This is a genomic window from Streptomyces sp. NPDC002054 (assembly GCF_040296685.1).
GTDB lineage: Bacteria > Actinomycetota > Actinomycetes > Streptomycetales > Streptomycetaceae > Streptomyces.
The window spans coordinates 86,598-101,664 of record NZ_JBEOXT010000006.1; the positions used below are offsets into that span (position 1 = coordinate 86,598).

At 71.8% G+C, this 15,067-nt stretch carries 18 protein-coding genes; 6 read left to right on the top strand and 12 right to left on the bottom strand.

Annotation, left to right across the window (positions count from 1 at the left end):
• Positions 1 to 48 precede the first annotated feature (48 nt).
• The 6 genes from icmA to ABT123_RS07345 all read right to left on the bottom strand — a co-directional run bounded on the left by icmA (position 49) and on the right by ABT123_RS07345 (position 6,202).
• On the bottom strand, positions 49 to 1,749 hold the full coding sequence (gene icmA, locus ABT123_RS07320) for a coenzyme B12-dependent isobutyryl-CoA mutase large subunit (protein WP_351310698.1): 1,701 nt from the start codon (positions 1,747 to 1,749) through the stop codon (positions 49 to 51).
• A 92-nt stretch (positions 1,750 to 1,841) separates the two neighbouring features.
• The gene (locus ABT123_RS07325; RefSeq protein ID WP_351310699.1) at positions 1,842 to 2,177 is read right to left on the bottom strand and encodes a DUF3817 domain-containing protein; all 336 of its coding nucleotides are present in this window, start codon (positions 2,175 to 2,177) and stop codon (positions 1,842 to 1,844) included.
• Positions 2,178 to 2,316: 139 nt separating this feature from the next.
• Positions 2,317 to 2,826: a MarR family winged helix-turn-helix transcriptional regulator gene (locus tag ABT123_RS07330; protein ID WP_351310701.1), complete on the bottom strand. Its 510-nt coding sequence runs from the start codon at positions 2,824 to 2,826 to the stop codon at positions 2,317 to 2,319.
• A 21-nt stretch (positions 2,827 to 2,847) separates the two neighbouring features.
• The gene (locus ABT123_RS07335; protein ID WP_351310703.1) at positions 2,848 to 4,134 is read right to left on the bottom strand and encodes an MFS transporter; all 1,287 of its coding nucleotides are present in this window, start codon (positions 4,132 to 4,134) and stop codon (positions 2,848 to 2,850) included.
• Between the two features lie 197 nt (positions 4,135 to 4,331).
• The gene (locus ABT123_RS07340) at positions 4,332 to 5,072 is read right to left on the bottom strand and encodes a tyrosine-protein phosphatase (RefSeq protein ID WP_351310705.1); all 741 of its coding nucleotides are present in this window, start codon (positions 5,070 to 5,072) and stop codon (positions 4,332 to 4,334) included.
• Between the two features lie 23 nt (positions 5,073 to 5,095).
• Positions 5,096 to 6,202: a sodium:calcium antiporter gene (locus ABT123_RS07345; protein ID WP_351310707.1), complete on the bottom strand. Its 1,107-nt coding sequence runs from the start codon at positions 6,200 to 6,202 to the stop codon at positions 5,096 to 5,098.
• A gap of 356 nt (positions 6,203 to 6,558) precedes the next feature.
• Here ABT123_RS07345 and ABT123_RS07350 point away from each other — a divergent pair, with 356 nt between their 5' ends.
• Positions 6,559 to 7,557, top strand: coding sequence for an ArsR/SmtB family transcription factor (locus ABT123_RS07350; RefSeq protein ID WP_351310709.1), 999 nt, complete (start codon positions 6,559 to 6,561; stop codon positions 7,555 to 7,557).
• Positions 7,558 to 7,639: 82 nt separating this feature from the next.
• Positions 7,640 to 8,689 (top strand): glycoside hydrolase family 6 protein, encoded by a 1,050-nt coding sequence (locus tag ABT123_RS07355; RefSeq protein WP_351310710.1) that lies wholly within the window; start codon positions 7,640 to 7,642, stop codon positions 8,687 to 8,689.
• A gap of 94 nt (positions 8,690 to 8,783) precedes the next feature.
• Here ABT123_RS07355 and ABT123_RS07360 read toward each other — a convergent pair whose 3' ends face one another.
• The 5 genes from ABT123_RS07360 to ABT123_RS07380 form a co-directional block, all read right to left on the bottom strand.
• A complete protein-coding gene (locus ABT123_RS07360; RefSeq protein WP_351310712.1) occupies positions 8,784 to 9,416 on the bottom strand; it encodes a TetR/AcrR family transcriptional regulator in 633 nt (210 codons plus the stop codon).
• Positions 9,413 to 10,099 carry a DUF4166 domain-containing protein gene (locus ABT123_RS07365; protein WP_351310714.1) on the bottom strand — a complete coding sequence of 229 codons (687 nt, stop codon included), beginning with the start codon at positions 10,097 to 10,099 and terminating at the stop codon, positions 9,413 to 9,415. Before ABT123_RS07365 ends, ABT123_RS07360 begins: the two co-directional genes overlap by 4 nt.
• Positions 10,099 to 10,794, bottom strand: coding sequence for a hypothetical protein (locus ABT123_RS07370; RefSeq protein ID WP_351310716.1), 696 nt, complete (start codon positions 10,792 to 10,794; stop codon positions 10,099 to 10,101). The genes ABT123_RS07365 and ABT123_RS07370 overlap by 1 nt, the downstream gene beginning before the upstream one ends.
• 199 nt (positions 10,795 to 10,993) lie before the next feature.
• Entirely contained in the window at positions 10,994 to 11,293 is a 300-nt protein-coding gene (locus ABT123_RS07375) for an MTH1187 family thiamine-binding protein (RefSeq protein ID WP_351310718.1), read from the bottom strand.
• The gene (locus ABT123_RS07380) at positions 11,290 to 11,649 is read right to left on the bottom strand and encodes a DUF3817 domain-containing protein (RefSeq protein ID WP_351310719.1); all 360 of its coding nucleotides are present in this window, start codon (positions 11,647 to 11,649) and stop codon (positions 11,290 to 11,292) included. The genes ABT123_RS07375 and ABT123_RS07380 overlap by 4 nt, the downstream gene beginning before the upstream one ends.
• Positions 11,650 to 11,790: 141 nt before the next feature.
• Between ABT123_RS07380 and ABT123_RS07385 the strand changes: the two genes are divergently transcribed.
• The 4 genes from ABT123_RS07385 (at position 11,791) to ABT123_RS07400 (ending at position 14,459) form a co-directional block, all read left to right on the top strand.
• Positions 11,791 to 12,429, top strand: coding sequence for an AIM24 family protein (locus ABT123_RS07385; protein WP_351310721.1), 639 nt, complete (start codon positions 11,791 to 11,793; stop codon positions 12,427 to 12,429).
• A complete protein-coding gene (locus ABT123_RS07390) occupies positions 12,429 to 13,079 on the top strand; it encodes an AIM24 family protein (protein ID WP_351310723.1) in 651 nt (216 codons plus the stop codon). Before ABT123_RS07385 ends, ABT123_RS07390 begins: the two co-directional genes overlap by 1 nt.
• Positions 13,080 to 13,108: 29 nt before the next feature.
• Positions 13,109 to 13,915 carry an AIM24 family protein gene (locus ABT123_RS07395; RefSeq protein WP_351310954.1) on the top strand — a complete coding sequence of 269 codons (807 nt, stop codon included), beginning with the start codon at positions 13,109 to 13,111 and terminating at the stop codon, positions 13,913 to 13,915.
• A 67-nt stretch (positions 13,916 to 13,982) separates the two neighbouring features.
• Complete coding sequence (locus ABT123_RS07400) at positions 13,983 to 14,459, top strand: MarR family winged helix-turn-helix transcriptional regulator (protein ID WP_351310956.1); 477 nt, start codon at positions 13,983 to 13,985, stop codon at positions 14,457 to 14,459.
• An 82-nt stretch (positions 14,460 to 14,541) separates the two neighbouring features.
• On the opposite strand, the gene ABT123_RS07405 is transcribed toward ABT123_RS07400, so the two are convergent.
• Positions 14,542 to 15,012, bottom strand: a complete 471-nt coding sequence (locus tag ABT123_RS07405) for an SSI family serine proteinase inhibitor (RefSeq protein WP_351310725.1) — start codon at positions 15,010 to 15,012, stop codon at positions 14,542 to 14,544.
• Positions 15,013 to 15,067 lie beyond the last annotated feature (55 nt).

Here is a 15,067-nt window from a genome sequence, read left to right on the forward strand (position 1 = left end):
GCCATAGCCGGCCGTTCCAGCAGGTTTCCCCAAGGGCCTGCCGTCGGCTCAGAAGCCCGGCGGCTCGGTGTAGGTGCCCCATTCGTCCCGCAGCGCGTTGCAGATCTCGCCGAGGGTCGCCTCGGCCCGGACCGCGTCCAGCATCGCCGGAATCATGTTCGAGCCGTCGCGGGCGGCACCGAGCATGGCGTCCAGCGCGCCGCGCACCTTGGCCTCGTCCCGCCGGCCCTTGCGCTCGCCGAGGACCCGGACCTGCTCCCACTCCACCTCGTGGCTGACCCGGAGGATCTCCAGGTCCCCGGTGACCGAGCCGTGGTGGACGTTGACGCCGACGACCCGCTTGTCGCCCTTCTCCAGCGACCGCTGGTACTGGAAGGCCGACTCGGCGATCTCGCCGGTGAACCAGCCGTCCTCGATGCCGCGCAGGATGCCGGAGGTGATCGGGCCGATCGGGTGCCGGCCGTCCGGGTGGGCGCGCAGTCCGCGCTCCCGGATCTGCTCGAAGATCTTCTCCGCGTCGGCCTCGATGCGGTCGGTGAGCTGCTCGACGTACCAGGAACCGCCCAGCGGGTCGGCCACGTTGGCCACCCCGGTCTCCTCCATCAGCACCTGCTGGGTGCGCAGCGCGATCTCGGCGGCCTGCTCGCTCGGCAGCGCGAGGGTCTCGTCGAGGGCGTTGGTGTGCAGGGAGTTGGTGCCGCCGAGGACCGCCGCGAGGGCCTCCACGGCCGTCCGTACGACGTTGTTGTACGGCTGCTGCGCGGTGAGGGAGACGCCGGCCGTCTGGGTGTGGAAGCGCAGCCACATGGACTTGTCGCTCTTGGCCCCGTAGACCTCCTTCATCCAGCGCGCCCAGATCCGGCGGGCGGCGCGGAACTTGGCGATCTCCTCGAAGAAGTCGAGGTGCGCGTCGAAGAAGAAGGACAGGCCGGGGGCGAAGACGTCGACGTCCATGCCGCGGGAGAGGCCGAGCTCCACATACCCGAAGCCGTCGGCGAGGGTGTAGGCGAGCTCCTGCGCGGCGGTGGCCCCGGCCTCGCGGATGTGGTAGCCGGAGACGGAGAGCGGCTTGTAGGCGGGGATGCCCTTGGCGCAGTACTCCATGAGGTCGCCGATGAGGCGCAGGTGCGGCTCGGGTTCGAAGAGCCACTCCTTCTGGGCGATGTACTCCTTGAAGATGTCGGTCTGGAGCGTGCCGTTGAGGACGGCCGGGTCGATTCCCTGCCGCTCGGCGGCGACCAGGTACATGCAGAAGACGGGCACAGCCGGGCCCGAGATGGTCATCGAGGTGGTGACGTCCCCGAGCGGGATGTCGTTGAACAGGACCTCCATGTCGGCGGCGGAGTCGATGGCGACCCCGCAGTGCCCGACCTCGCCGAGGGAGCGGGGGTCGTCGGAGTCGCGGCCCATCAGGGTGGGCATGTCGAAGGCCACGGAGAGCCCGCCGCCGCCGGCGGCCAGGATCATCTTGTAGCGCTCGTTGGTCTGCTCGGCGTTGCCGAATCCGGCGAACTGCCGGATGGTCCAGGTCCGGCCCCGGTAGCCGGTGGCGTGCAGGCCGCGGGTGTAGGGGTACTCCCCCGGCCAGCCGATCCGCTCGAACCCTTCGTACGTGTCGCCGGGCCGCGGCCCGTACACGGGCTCGACGGAATCGCCGGAGAGGGTGGTGAAGTCGGCGTCCCGCTTGCGGGCCTTGTCGTAACGGGCCTGCCAGCGAAGGCGGCCCTGCTCGATGGCGTCAGCGTCCATGCTTCAAATTTACTAGGACGTCCTAGTAAATGTCGATGGCAAACCCCCGGAGAGTCACTCCGGGGGTGGCTTAGTCCAGTGGAACGCGAGCCTCAGGCCTCGGCCGGGGCGGCGGCCGGGGTCCCGATGACCAGCGGCTCGACCTCGGCGCGGACCTTCCGCTCGACGAAGAAGGCGGCGAGCGGGATGGTGCCGCTGACCAGGATCCACAGCAGCTTGCCGAAGGACCACTTGGCCTTGGAGCCGAGGTCGAAGGCGAAGACCAGGTAGATCATGAAGAGCACACCGTGCGCCTGGGAGACCGCGAAGGTGAGGTCGGCGCCGGTGTTGAAGCCGTACTTGGCCACCATGCAGGCGCAGAGGATCAGGAGCATGACCGCGGTCACGTAGGCCATGACGCGGTAGCGGGTCAGCACGCTTCGTTTCATGCGGACGAGCCTAACCGGCCGGAAAACGGCGCCGGACCCGGGAGTACCGCGCCCGCCGCGGACGCGCGGGCGGGGCCGGGTCGCCGCCCGCCGGGCCGTGACCAAGCTCACCGGCGGCCGGCCCGCGGGCTCCTTCGGGCTACTTCTCGTCGAAGTCCGCGGCAGCCACCCGCAGCGGCCGGAGCATGGCGAAGATCTCCGCGCACTCCTCGGCGTCGTACGCGCCGAGCCCGAAGTCCATCTCCATCAGGTCCCGGGTGGCCGCCTCCACCACCTCGCGGCCCTTGTCCGTGATGGACGCCAGGGTTCCGCGCCCGTCGTTCGGGTTCGGCCGCTTGGCCACCAGGCCGGACTTCATCAGCCGGTCGACCGTGTTGGTCACCGAGGTGGGGTGGACCATCAGCCGCTCGCCGATCTTCGACATCGGCAGTTCGCCGGCCTTGGAGAAGGTGAGCAGGACCAGCGCCTCGTACCGGGCGAAGGTCAGCCCGTACGGCTTCACCACGGCGTCGACCTCGCCGAGCAGGATCTGGTGCGCCCGCATGATCGAGGTGATCGCGGCCATCGAGGGGACCGGACCCCAGCGCTGCTGCCAGAGCTCGTCGGCGCGGGCGATGGGATCGAAGGGAAGGCTGAGCGGCTTGGACACGCACCCGACCTTACCGGCCGGTCATTTGGTGAACAGGCCCGTCTCATTACTCGGCTCTTTCCTCGGCTCGTTCCTCGGCTCGTTCCGCGACCGGACGAGCTCGGCCAGCAGCGCCGCCACGCAGAGGGTGCCGAGCGCCCCGGCCCCGGCGACGACCGCGGGCAGCGGCAGGAACTCGGCGGCCAGGCCGGCCGCCGCCATCCCGACCCCCTGGAGCGTCATCAGGCCGGTGGACAGCAGGGTCATGGCCCGGCCGCGGAGCTCCTCCGGGACCGCTTCCACGTACCAGGCGTCCAGCTCGAGGGTGTAGGCCTGGGCCAGTCCGGCGAGGAGCAGCAGGACCAGGGTCACGGCGAGCCCGGGGCGCAGCGCGTACCCCAGCAGCGGCAGCAGCGCGACGGCCGCGAGGGGGGCGGTGATCCGGGAGCGGGTCCGGGGCGAGAGCGCGGACCCGGCCCACAGCTCCCCGGCGATGGTGCCGGCCGGCAGCGCGCACATGAGCAGGCCGAGGGCGGCGGTACCGAGCCCCAGCCGGTCGGCGTACGGGGCCATCAGCGCCTCGGGGACGACCAGGAACAGCGGCGGCAGCCAGCTGAGCAGGGCGAGCGCGCGGAGCCGCCGCGGGCCGAGCACGGCACGCAGTCCGGCGAGCGGGGAGGTCCGGGTGCCGCCGGGGGGTGCCCCGGCGCGGGCGGGGCGGGCCCGGGTGCCGAGGCGGAGCAGCAGCGCGGACCCGGCGAACCCGGCCGCGGTGACGGCGATGGCGCCCCGCGGGGAGACCGCGGTGAGCAGCAGCCCGCCGAGGCCGAACCCGGTCAGCAGGGCGCTCTGCGCGATCATGCGGAGCAGGGAGCGGCCGAGCACGAAGGCGTCCCCGGTACCCAGGATGTCGGCGAGGGAGGCGGCCCGGGTGCCCTGGAAGAGCGGGGCGACCGCGGCCATGGCGCAGCGCAGCCCGAGCAGCACGGCGACCGGGGTGCCGGGCAGCACCATGAGCGCGGCGCAGGCGGCGCAGAGCAGATCGCACCCGACCAGCACCCGGCGGGCCGGGTAGCGGTCGGCGATCCCGGCGAGCAGGGTGCCGCCGAGGGCGTGGGGCAGGAAACCGAGGGCGAAGGTGAGCGCGCTCATCAGCGGTGAGCCGGTGAGCCGGAAAACGAGCACGGTGAGGGCGATCTCGGCGACGACCACGCCGAGCACCGACATCAGGTGCGCGGCGAACACGGCACGGAACTCGCGGACCCGGAACACGGAGGAATAGCCGGCTGCCGGACGGGATCCGGCGTCGGCCGCGTCGGTGGCGGTCATGCCCCGACCCTGCCGTCCGGGGCGCGACCCGGGCAGTGATTCGGCAGTGGACGAATCACTGCCCGGGCCGGGCCGCGGCGTACGGGCCCGCCCTGCGCCGAACCGGGCAGGGCGGGTCCGCGCCACGGACGGGGCGGCCCGCCGCCGGTCCGGCACAGGGCCGGGGCCTGGGTCGAACCCGCCGGACCCGCGCCGGGTCAGGGTGCCAGCAGGCGGTCCCGCAGCCGGGTGACGAGCTCCTCGTCGATGCCCAGGCGCCCGATCGCGTACGCGTGCACCGAACCGTAACGCTCCGTCAGATCGGCCAGGAAGAGCCGGATGACCTCCTCCGGGGCCCGGCCGTACGCCGGCCAGCGCAGCGTCCGGCCCGGGTTGGCCGCGTGCCAGTCCGCGACCAGGCGGTCGGTGGCCAGCTCGGTGAGCGCGAAGTCCGCGGCGATGACGTCCTCCGGGACGTCCAGCAGGGCGAGCACGAGGGCGGCCAGCAGACCGGTGCGGTCCTTGCCGGAGGCGCAGTGGAACACCTGCGGCCCGTCCTCGGCGGCGAGGACCTCCAGCGCCTCGCGGAGCTCCTCGGCCCCGTCCTCGGCGACCTCGGCGAACCGGTCGGCGAGGTAGCGCCAGGGGTCCAGCTCCGGATCGATCTCGGCCTGGTCGTACGGCCGGTGCTCGATGCTCAGGTTCCGGTACGCCAGGCCGTCCTGCTCCGGGATCCGGCCCTTCGCCTCGATCTCCCACGGGTAGCGCAGGTCGATCACGGTCCGTATGCCCAGCTCCCGGAAGCGGTCGAGGTCCGCCCGCGCGGCGGGCCCGGCGAGCTTCCCCAGCGAGTCGGACCGGTACAGCCGCCCCCAGCGGAGCTCCCGCCCGTCCCGGGTCCGATAGCCGCCCAGATCACGGAAGTTGTGCAGGTACGCGAACTCGATGTGTCGTCTCATGGACCGCACCCTAAGGGCCCGCATCAGCCGATGATCAAGACGAGTCCGACGGCGAAGACCGCATAGAACAGTCCGGCGACCGCGAGACGGGCGGGCGTGAGCCTGTTGGTGCGCATGGCCAGCAGGAGGTGGACGATCGCGGCGACGGTGACGATCCCGGACCACAGCAGGGCGCCGTCGAAGTGCCAGCTCGTGAAGAGCAGGCCGATCCCGCTGGGGACGGTGGCCTGGATCATCATGGAGCCGGAGATGTTGGCCAGGGCCAGTTGGGTCTTGCCCTGCCGGACCCAGATGACCGCGTTCATGATCTCGGGGAGTTCGGTGGCGATCGGGGACAGCAGGAGCGCGGTGACGGTCGCGGACAGGCCGAGCATCGGGCCGATGACGTCGAGTTGCTTCACGAAGAAGTGCGCGGCGAAGAAGATCACCACGAGGGCTGCCAGGGTCTGGACGACCACCGCCCAGGTCGCCGGGGAGGCGGCCGTGGGCTGGAGCTTCAGCGGCTCCAGCTGCTCGTCCTCCTCGCCCTCCCCGCCCTCCCCGTCCGCCCCGTCCGTGCCGTCGTCGGCGCGGCTGCTGCGGATCTCCCGCCAGAAGTAGACCGCGTAGGCGGCGAAGAACAGCAGACCGAGCGCGGGCTTGAACGCGAAGGCGACCAGGCCGAGCCCGACCTTCAGGAAGAAGATCGCCAGGAACCACTTCTGGTCCTTGGCCAGGCGCTCCATGTCCTTGGCGTCGCCGAGGGCCGCGCCGCCGCCCGGCCGTGGCAGGTCCGCCCCCGGGCCGCCGGCGCCGACCCCGACCCCGGCGAGGACGGCGGCACGGTCCTTGCGGCGCTTGAGGAGCAGCATGGCGCCGGTCACGCCATAGGCGACGGTGGCCAGGGCGAGCGGGCCGCCCATGGCGGCGCCGACTCCGAGGTTCCTGGCCTCGTCGGTGGCGCCGGTGGTCACGGCGACCAGGGTGACCACGGACTCGGGCAGGGCGGTTCCGAAAGCGGCCAGGATCGTGCCGACCGCCATCTTCCCGACCTTGAGGCGCTCACCCAGCCACTCCACCGCGTTGACGAACCACTCGCACGAGAGGTAGATCGCCACCGCGCACACGATGAGCACTACGAAATGGATCACGGGTATCGTCCGGCCTTCCCGCACCGGCGGGGGCCTCGAAGAACGATCAGCGCGGGAGCGGCGGACGGCTTCGGCCCCGCCGGCGCGCTGATATACGTCGTCGACAAACGGGCCGAAGGTCTCGCCCACCCGCATCCGAACCGGAGGCGGGCCCGGCCACCGGGAACCCGAAGGCTCCAGTGTGTCGATGACCGGTATCTCGGGGCTACTCCCCTTCGCAGTCGCCCACTATAGCCGCCTGCGCGGCGGTATGCGCTGTTTTGCCGCGGTGTGCGGTGGGGCCGTGCGGGCCTCCGGGTGGGCTGCCGCCCGAACCTGCTTGCTGCCGGCCGGCGTTCCGGCCCAGGCTGTCCGCCATGTCCTTCCACCTGCGCTTCGGGCCGGGCGATCTGCTCCGTTGCCGGTTCGCCCTCTCGCCCCGCTGGGAGACCCAGGAAGCGGTACGGGTGCTGGCACGGCCCGGCCGTCACGGATACCACCGGCCGTGGCTGCGGCGGATCCGGGACGCAGCCGCCGGGCTGGACCTGCGGCCACTGTGGCTGCTGATGCCGCGGCGCGGGCACAGCCCGGACTTCCTGTGGCCGCCGCCCGGCGCGCCCGCCGCCGGCTTCGAGGAGGAGATGGCCGCGGTCCGGCGGACCGACCCCGAGGTCGCCCGGGAGGACCTCCGGCGCTCCCTGGCCTGTACGCCCGGCGCCCTGGACAGCCCGACCGGACGGGCCATGCTGGCCGATCCGGCGCGCGCGGTGCAGGAGTTGGCCGACCTGTCGGAGGCCGCCTGGCGGGCCCTGGTCGAACCGGAATGGCCGCGGCTGCGCGCGCTGCTGGAGGCCGATGTGCTGTTCCACTCGCGGCTGCTCGCGGCCGGCGGCCTGGCCGCGCTCTTCGACGGGCTCCATCCCGACCTGCGCTGGGACGGGGCCAACGACACCCTGACCGTGCGCCGGGACTCCCACCACGAGCGCCGCCTCGACGGCCGGGGCCTGGTGCTGCTGCCAAGCGCGTTCGTCTGGCCGGACCTCGTCGGCGGCTTCGATGCGCCCTGGCAGCCGACGGTCGTGTACCCGGCCCGCGGGATCGGGGCGCTGTGGGCGGAGGACGGCGGGCCCACCCCGGCGGCCCTGGCCGGACTGCTGGGCCGCGCCCGGGCCGACGTACTGCACGCCCTGGGCGAACCGGCGTCCACCACCGCACTCGCCCGCCGCCTCGGACTGGCCCCGTCCTCCGTGTCGGCGCACCTGAAGGCCCTGCACGCGGCCGGTCTGCTGACCCGTCACCGGCACGGCCACCAGGTGCACTACGCCCGTACCTCGCTCGGCACTGCACTCGCCACCGGTTCGGCCCCGGTGTCGTGACCCGCGGCGATTCGTCCGGCATGTCACGATGTCCCGGCCCGCCCGCCCCGTCCGCCCGCCCGCCCCGCCCGGAGGAAGCCGGATGCCAGGCCCAAGACGCCGACACCTCGCCCCGCTCGTCGTGATGCTCGCCCTGGCGCTGACCGCCGGCTGCACCGCGGACCGGCCCGCTCCGGCCACCCCGGCGGCGGGCGCCGCCGCCGACCCCACGGAAGAGGAAGAATCCCCGTTCTGGGTGGATCCGCAGAGCGAGGCGGCCCGGCAGGTCGAGGCCTGGGAGGCACACGGACGCACCGCCGACGCGCAGGTCCTGCGGCGGATCGCGGACCGGCCGATGGCACTGTGGGGGCCGGCGGGCGATCCCGGCCCGGAGCTCCGCCGGGCCGCACGCAGCGCCAAGGCAGCGAAGCGGACCCTGGTCCTCACCGCCTACCACCTCCCGCACCGGCGGGACTGCGGTCGGCCTTCGGCAGACGGGGCGTCGGCCGGCGGGGCATCGGCCCGCGGGGCCAAGGACGGGCCCGCCTACCGCCGCTGGATCGGCGCCTTCGCCGAGGCCGTCGGCGACGCCCGGGCCCTGGTGGTCCTGGAGCCGGGGGCGGTTGCCCAGCTCCTCGACGGCTGCACCCCGGCCGCCCGCCACGACGAACGCTTGCAGCTGCTCGCCGAGGCCGTGGACCGGCTCAAGCGCAACCGCAACACCAAGGTCTACCTGGACGCCGGGAGTCCGGCCTGGGTCCGGGACCCGGGCCGGCTCGTGGAGCCCCTGCGCGCCGCCGGGCTGGAGCGGGCCGACGGCTTCGCCGTCAACGTCTCCGACTTCCAGACCGACGCGGACGGCCGGGCGTACGGCGCCGAGCTCTCCGAGCGGACCGGCGGCCGGCACTTCGTCCTCGACACCGGCCGCAACGGCGACGGCCCGCTGCCCGGCGACCCGGCGCAGGCCCGGTGCAATCCCCCCGGCCGGTCGCTCGGCACCCCGCCCACCGACCGGACGGGCGACCCGCTGGTCGACGCGTACCTGTGGATCAAACGGCCGGGCGCCTCGGACGGCACCTGCCGGGGCGGCCCGACGGCCGGCACCTGGTGGCCGGACTACGCCCTGGGCCTGGCCCGCCGGGCCCGGCAGTAGGGCCGGGCGGTACGGCCGGCCGGGCAGTACGGGCGGCCGGGCATGGCGGCACGGGCAGGCGGTACCAGCGACCCGCCCGGCGCTCGGCGCAGGCTCAGCGGCGAGCGCCGCGGCGGAGGCCGTGGCGGACCGCGCGCTGGCTGAGCGGGCCGAGCCCCTCCAGTACCTGGGCAAGGCCCGCCAGCTGCTCCAGCGCATCGAGGGCGCGGCCGGCCCCCTCCGGGTCCACCCCTTCGTACAGCTCGATGCCGACGAAGGAGGCCGCCACCGCCCGGGCCAGCCCGGCCGGGTCGGCGAACTCGCCCAGCGGGGTCGCGGCCAGCAGCCGGGTCAGTACGGTCTCCAGCTCCGCCACCCACAGGGCCAGGCCGGAAGCCGTCGCAGCGGCCAGGGCGGGCTGGGTCTGGCCGGCGGCCAGCAGCTGGCCCAGCATGGCGACATGGCCGGCCGCCCGTTCCTCCTCGTGCATCTCGCGGGCGAAGTCCAGGAGTCCGGCGAGCGAGTCCACCCCGGCCAGCCGCTCCCGGTGGCGGGTCACCCGCTGCTCCGCACCGAACCGGCAGGCCTCGGAGAGCAGTTCGTCCACCGACCCGAAGTGGTAGAAGATCAGGCCCTGGTTGACCCCGGCGGTGGCCGCGATGCTGCGGGCCGAGGTCTTGGCGATGCCCTGTTCCACCAGCGTGCGCAGCGCGCCGGCCAGCAGCTTCTCCTTGGTCGTCGCGCTCACGCGCGCACCTCCTCCCGGACCGGGCGCAGGTCCTTGCGGACGCCGTGCCCGGCGACGTCGACGTATTCGGCGGTGAAGGAGCCCTCGTACCCGAAGAGCGGGCCGAAGCGGCGGTTCACCACCCGGACGCGGATCCGGAACCGTCCGCTGCGCTCGTCGTAGGACTCCCGCACCTCGGCGTCGCCACCGATCCAGTCGGGCACCCGGACGTCGACCGGCCCTTCCCTGAACCGGTGTTCGCCGGAACGGATGAGCAGCGAGCCGTCCGGTTCGGCGGTCATGTGGAGGTCGCTGGCCAGGTGCTGATGGGTTCCCAGGTAGTCGAGGACGCAGTTCCGTTCCGCGCTGTGGACCATGGTCGCATCGAACCGGCGCGGCCCGTCCGGCAGGTGGAAGGTGCGGACGAAGGTGACGGTCTCCCGGCCGAAGGAGTCGGCGTACGGCATGTTCTCGATGACGAAGGGCACGTTCCGCCCCTCCCGCGGAACCAGGATGTTGCGGAGCCCGCCGAGGTGGAGGAAGGGCTTCACAAAGCCGGGGCCGTGCCAGATCCGGTCCATGCTGCCCCGCCCGATGCAGCCCTCCCCGCTGTCCAGGCCGACCGAAAAGCGGCGCTGGAGCTGCGGGTGAAGGCGGTCGAAGGCGCCGCCCATATGGGTCCGAAATATAGAAGAACGGGTCATCACTGTTCCAGGGTGGCGAGCAGTCGGGGGGCGGTGGCAGCGGCCCGGCCGGGCGGGGTGCGCAGGCAGCGGCGGGCGGCCGGGGTGCCGGGCAGCGGCGGCAGCAGCACGGCGGCGGCTCCGAGCAGCACGGCGAGGGCGGGCGGCAGCACTACGGCGGCCAGGACGCAGACCAACAGCCGTACGGCCGTCTCGGCCAGGGCCCGGGCCAGCCCGGCGGCCGGGCTGACCCCCCGTTCGCACCAGAGCCGCAGCCGGTCGAAGGACCAGGCGGTGGCCCAGCCCATCAGCGGCCGGAAGACCAGCCGGTCGGCGAGGGCGCCGAAGCGGCCCCAGCGCGGCCGGTAGTCGTAGCCGGTGAGGAAGCGGATGCCGTCGGGGCCGGGGACGTAGCGCCAGTAGCCGCTGCCGGAGGCGATCAGGGAGAGCGGGTGCGCGGAGGCGAAGCGGAGGGCGGAGACACGGGTCCCGTCGGCCCGGTGGGCCTCGCCGGAGCTGACGCCGGTGCCGTCCACAGCGAGGAAGGGCAGCACCCGGGTGGCGTACCGGAACCGCTGGGGTTCGCCCTCGGCGCGCGGCAGGTAGTCGATGGAGGTGAACCGCAGATCCCAGCGCTGATGCTGCGCCGGATCCTGACTGCGCTCCCAGAGCTCCGCCATCCCGGTCCGCACGACCGTCTCGACGTACAGCCCCATGATCTCCCCTTGCCCCGCACGATTTGAGCGATCGCTCAACGCAGACCATAGGCACATTTGAGCGACCGCTCAATACCCTCCGGGCATGTTTTTGAGCACCCGCTCAAACACCCCCCGACCTGGAGCAACACAAAAGCCCCCGACCCAGAAGGGCCAGGGGCTTGTGACGCGGCGCGAAGCCGGCAGGGTGGGTCAGGGGTCAGCGCGGGTTGGCGAGGTGGCGTTCCACTGTGTCGACCTTGGAGGTGATGCCGTCCGTGACGCCGGGGCGGATGTCCGCCTTCAGGATGAAGGAGACCCGCGGCGCCCGCTCCTCCACCGCCGCCACGGCACGCCGGACGACGTCCATGACCTCGTCCCACTCACCTTCGATGGTGGTGAACATGGCGTCGGTGCGGTTGGGGAGGCCGGATTCGCGGACCACGCGGACCGCGTCCGCCACGTACTCGCCGACCTCTTCGCCGACCCCGAGCGGGGTCACGGAGAACGCGACGATCACGCCGCCGCGCCTTCCTTGCCGGCCACCTCGCGCGCCCGCGCCGCCATCACGCTGTCGGCCTCGTCACGCTTGAGCAGCTTGTCGGCGTACAGCCCGCCGAAGGGCACCAGGGCCAGCCCGAAGAACAGGGCGACCTTCTTCACCGGCCACTTCGCCCGGTTCCACACGTCCAGCAGGAAGATCGCGTAGATGACGAACAGGATGCCGTGCAGGATGCCCAGCGGCATCATCAGGTAGTCGATGTCCGAGACCCGGCTCAGCAGCGAGCCGAAGATCAGCAGGGCCGGGAACGACAAGGCCTCCGGTACGGAGACGAGGCGCAGCCGGTGCAGGGCGGAAGCGGTCTTGATGTCCACAGTGAGCCTTCGGGAGGGTGGCCGGGGGTCGGTCCCAGTGTCTCAGCCGGTTTACGTGATCTTGACCCGGGGCGCCGGTTCGCGGCCGATATCGGCCGGGGGCTCTGTTCGGGTTCGCCCGCTGCCGATACCTTCATCCCCGTGGCTCAGTTCCGACTCCAAGGCAGCAAGGTGCTCGCCGTCGACCTGACCGGCGATGCCGTGAAAGCGAAAAACGGCTCGATGGTCGCGTACGACGGTCAGATGGCCTTCAAAAAGATGTCCGGCGGCGGTGAAGGCCTCCGGGGCATGGTCACCCGGCGGCTGACCGGCGAACAGATGACCGTGATGGAAGTGCAGGGGCACGGCACCTGCTTCTTCGCCGACCGCGCGAGCGAGATCAACCTGGTCAACCTGCACGGCGAGAAGCTGTACGTCGAGTCCAGCAACCTGCTCTGCACCGACGCCGGCCTGCGCACCGGCACCAGCTTCACCGGCCTGCGCGGCGGAGCGACCGGAAACGGTCTCTTCACCACCACCGTGGAGGGCACCGGGCAGGCGGCGATCATGTCCGACGGCCCGGCCGTGGTGCTGCGCGTCAGCGCCCAGTACCCGCTCTCGGTGGACCCGGGTGCGTACATCGCGCACACCGGCAACCTCCAGCAGAGCTTCCAGTCCGGGGTGACCTTCCGCACCCTGATCGGCGAGGGATCCGGCGAAGCCTTCCAGATCCGCTTCGAGGGCGAGGGCCTGGTGTACGTCCAGCCGAGCGAGCGCAACACCATCGGCGGTGACGTCTGATGCCGTTCCGCGAGATCAACTCGAAGATGATCGAGGCCCAGGTGATCCCGGGGCAGCGGATCTACAGCCAGCGCGGCGCGATGCTCGCGTACCGCGGCGAGGTCTCCTTCACCCCGAACCTCACCGGCGGCCAGGGCGGCGTCATGAGCATGATCGGGCGCCGGGTGGCCAACGAGCAGACCCCGCTGATGACGGTCGAGGGCAGCGGCACCGTGATGTTCGGCAACGGCGGCCACCACGTCCAGGTGATCAACCTGTCCGGCGAGACGTTGTACGTGGAGGCGGACCGGCTGCTGGCCTTCGACGGGACCCTGCAGCAGGGCACCATGTTCATGGGTTCCCAGGGCGGGGTCATGGGCATGGTCCGCGGCCAGGTGACCGGCCAGGGCCTGTTCACCACCACCCTCAAGGGCCACGGCGCGGTTGCCGTGATGGCCCACGGCGGAGTGATCGAACTCCCCATCACCCCCAACCGCCCGGTCCATGTGGACCCGCAGGCGTACGTGGCCCACCACGGCGACGTCCGCAACAAGCTGTCCACGGCGCTGGGCTGGCGGGACATGGTCGGCCGCGGTTCCGGCGAGGCCTTCCAGCTCGAACTGTCCGGTCAGGGAGCGGTGTACGTTCAGGCCTCGGAGGAAAAACTGTGACCTTTGGACCTCCCATGGGCGGCCCCGTGATGGGCGGCCCGGCCGGCCCGGCCGGCCCGACCGTCTTCGACCCGTACACCCTTCCCTCGGACGACAACGTCAACGCCTACACCTTCTGCGTGGAGCTCAAGGGGAGCCAGTGGTTCCTGCAGAAGGGCAAGATGATCGCCTACTACGGGCGCATCGAGTTCAACGGCATCGGCCACGGCCGCTTCGAGCGGCTCCTGCGCACGAGCTTCCACTCGCCGCTGCACGCCGCCGACTGGGTGGTGGCGGAGGGCCAGGGCAAGATGCTGCTGGCCGACCGGGCCTTCGACGTGAACTCGTACGACCTGGACAACGGCAATCTGACGATCCGCTCCGGCAACCTGCTCGCCTACCAGCCCTCACTGGCACTCAAACAGTCGATCGTCCCCGGCTTCCTGACCCTCATCGGCACCGGAAAGTTCGTGGCGGCCTCCAACGGCCCGGTGGTCTTCATGGAGCCGCCGCTGCGGGTGGACCCGCAGGCGCTGGTGGGCTGGGCGGACTGCCCGTCGCCCTGCCACCACTACGACCACGGCTATATGACGGGCGTGATGGGCGGTTTGCGGCAGCTCGCGGGGATCGGGGGAACTTCCGGCGAAGAGCACCAGTTCGAGTTCGTGGGGGCCGGCACGGTTCTGCTGCAGTCCACGGAGCTGCTGATGGCGGAGCAGCCGGTGGGGGCGGTCGGTGCGGAGCCGGGCGTGCCCGGGCAGCACGGCGGGCATGCCGGACACGGCCAGCAGGGTTCGACCGGCGTCCCGCGGATGCCGGGCCAGCTGGGAGATCTCCAGCGCCGCTTCGGACTCTGACCTGACTCCGATCGTCCTATTTTTGTACGTAATTCAACTTCTTAGGTAGAGTTCTTTCATGGAGACCATCGAGACCGACACGGCCACGCGCTGGCTGACCGATGCCGAGCAGTGTGCCTGGCGCACCCACCTGGACGTCAGCAGGCTGCTGATGCACCAGCTGGAAAAGGATCTCCAGCCCTTCGGACTCACCAACAACGACTACGAGATCCTGGTGAACCTCTCGGAGTCGGAGGACCACCGGATGCGGATGAGCGATCTCGCCACCGCGACCCTGCAGTCCAAGAGCCGGCTCTCCCACCAGATCACCCGCATGGAGACGGCCGGCCTGGTCCGGCGGGTGAACTGCGAGTCGGACCGGCGGGGGCTGTACGCGGTGCTCACGGACGAGGGCATGGAGACGATGCGGAAGGTCGCGCCGCACCACGTGGCTTCGGTCCGCGCGCACTTCATCGACCTGCTGAGCCCGGAGGCACTGGCGGCACTGCACGGCTCCCTCACCCCGGTGGCGGACCACCTGCGGGACCGGCGCGGCAAGGCGTGAGCAAGGCATAAAAGAAGCCGGTGAAGCCGCCCGTACGGTCGGCCTCACCGGCTCTTTTCGTGCCACGGAGCCTCGACGGCTGCTACTTCACCGTCTTGGGGCTGCCGTGGGCGGCGTTGCCGTTCGGGATCGGCACGACCGGGGAGGTGAGCACCGCCAGGCAGTCGAGGTTCGGATAGGTCTCGACGAACTTCACTTCCTTGTCCCGCCAGTGGCCGATGATCGCGACCTTGTACGGGTCGAACTCCTTGGCGCAGGGGGCCGGCCGGAACTTCAGCGCGTCGACGTCGCCGTGCAGGGCGCGCAGTCGGTTGCACGCGCCGACCGGATCGGGGTGGACGCCGGGGCTGCCGATCTCGGCGGTCCCGTCGGGATCGCAGGTCAGGTAGTAGTTCTGAACACTGCCTCCCAGGACTTCGGTGACTGTGATCGAGAGCTGGGAGAGTGCAGCGTCGGCCTGTGCCGCGGGTGCGGCCAGGCCGATGCCGGCAGTGGCCAGGACGGTCGCGGCGACCGTGGCCAGGCGGCGGGGGAGAACGCGCGAAGCAGTCATGATTCCCTCCTCGGGGATTGGATGACGCGAACGGGCGTCACGGAACGTATCCGTA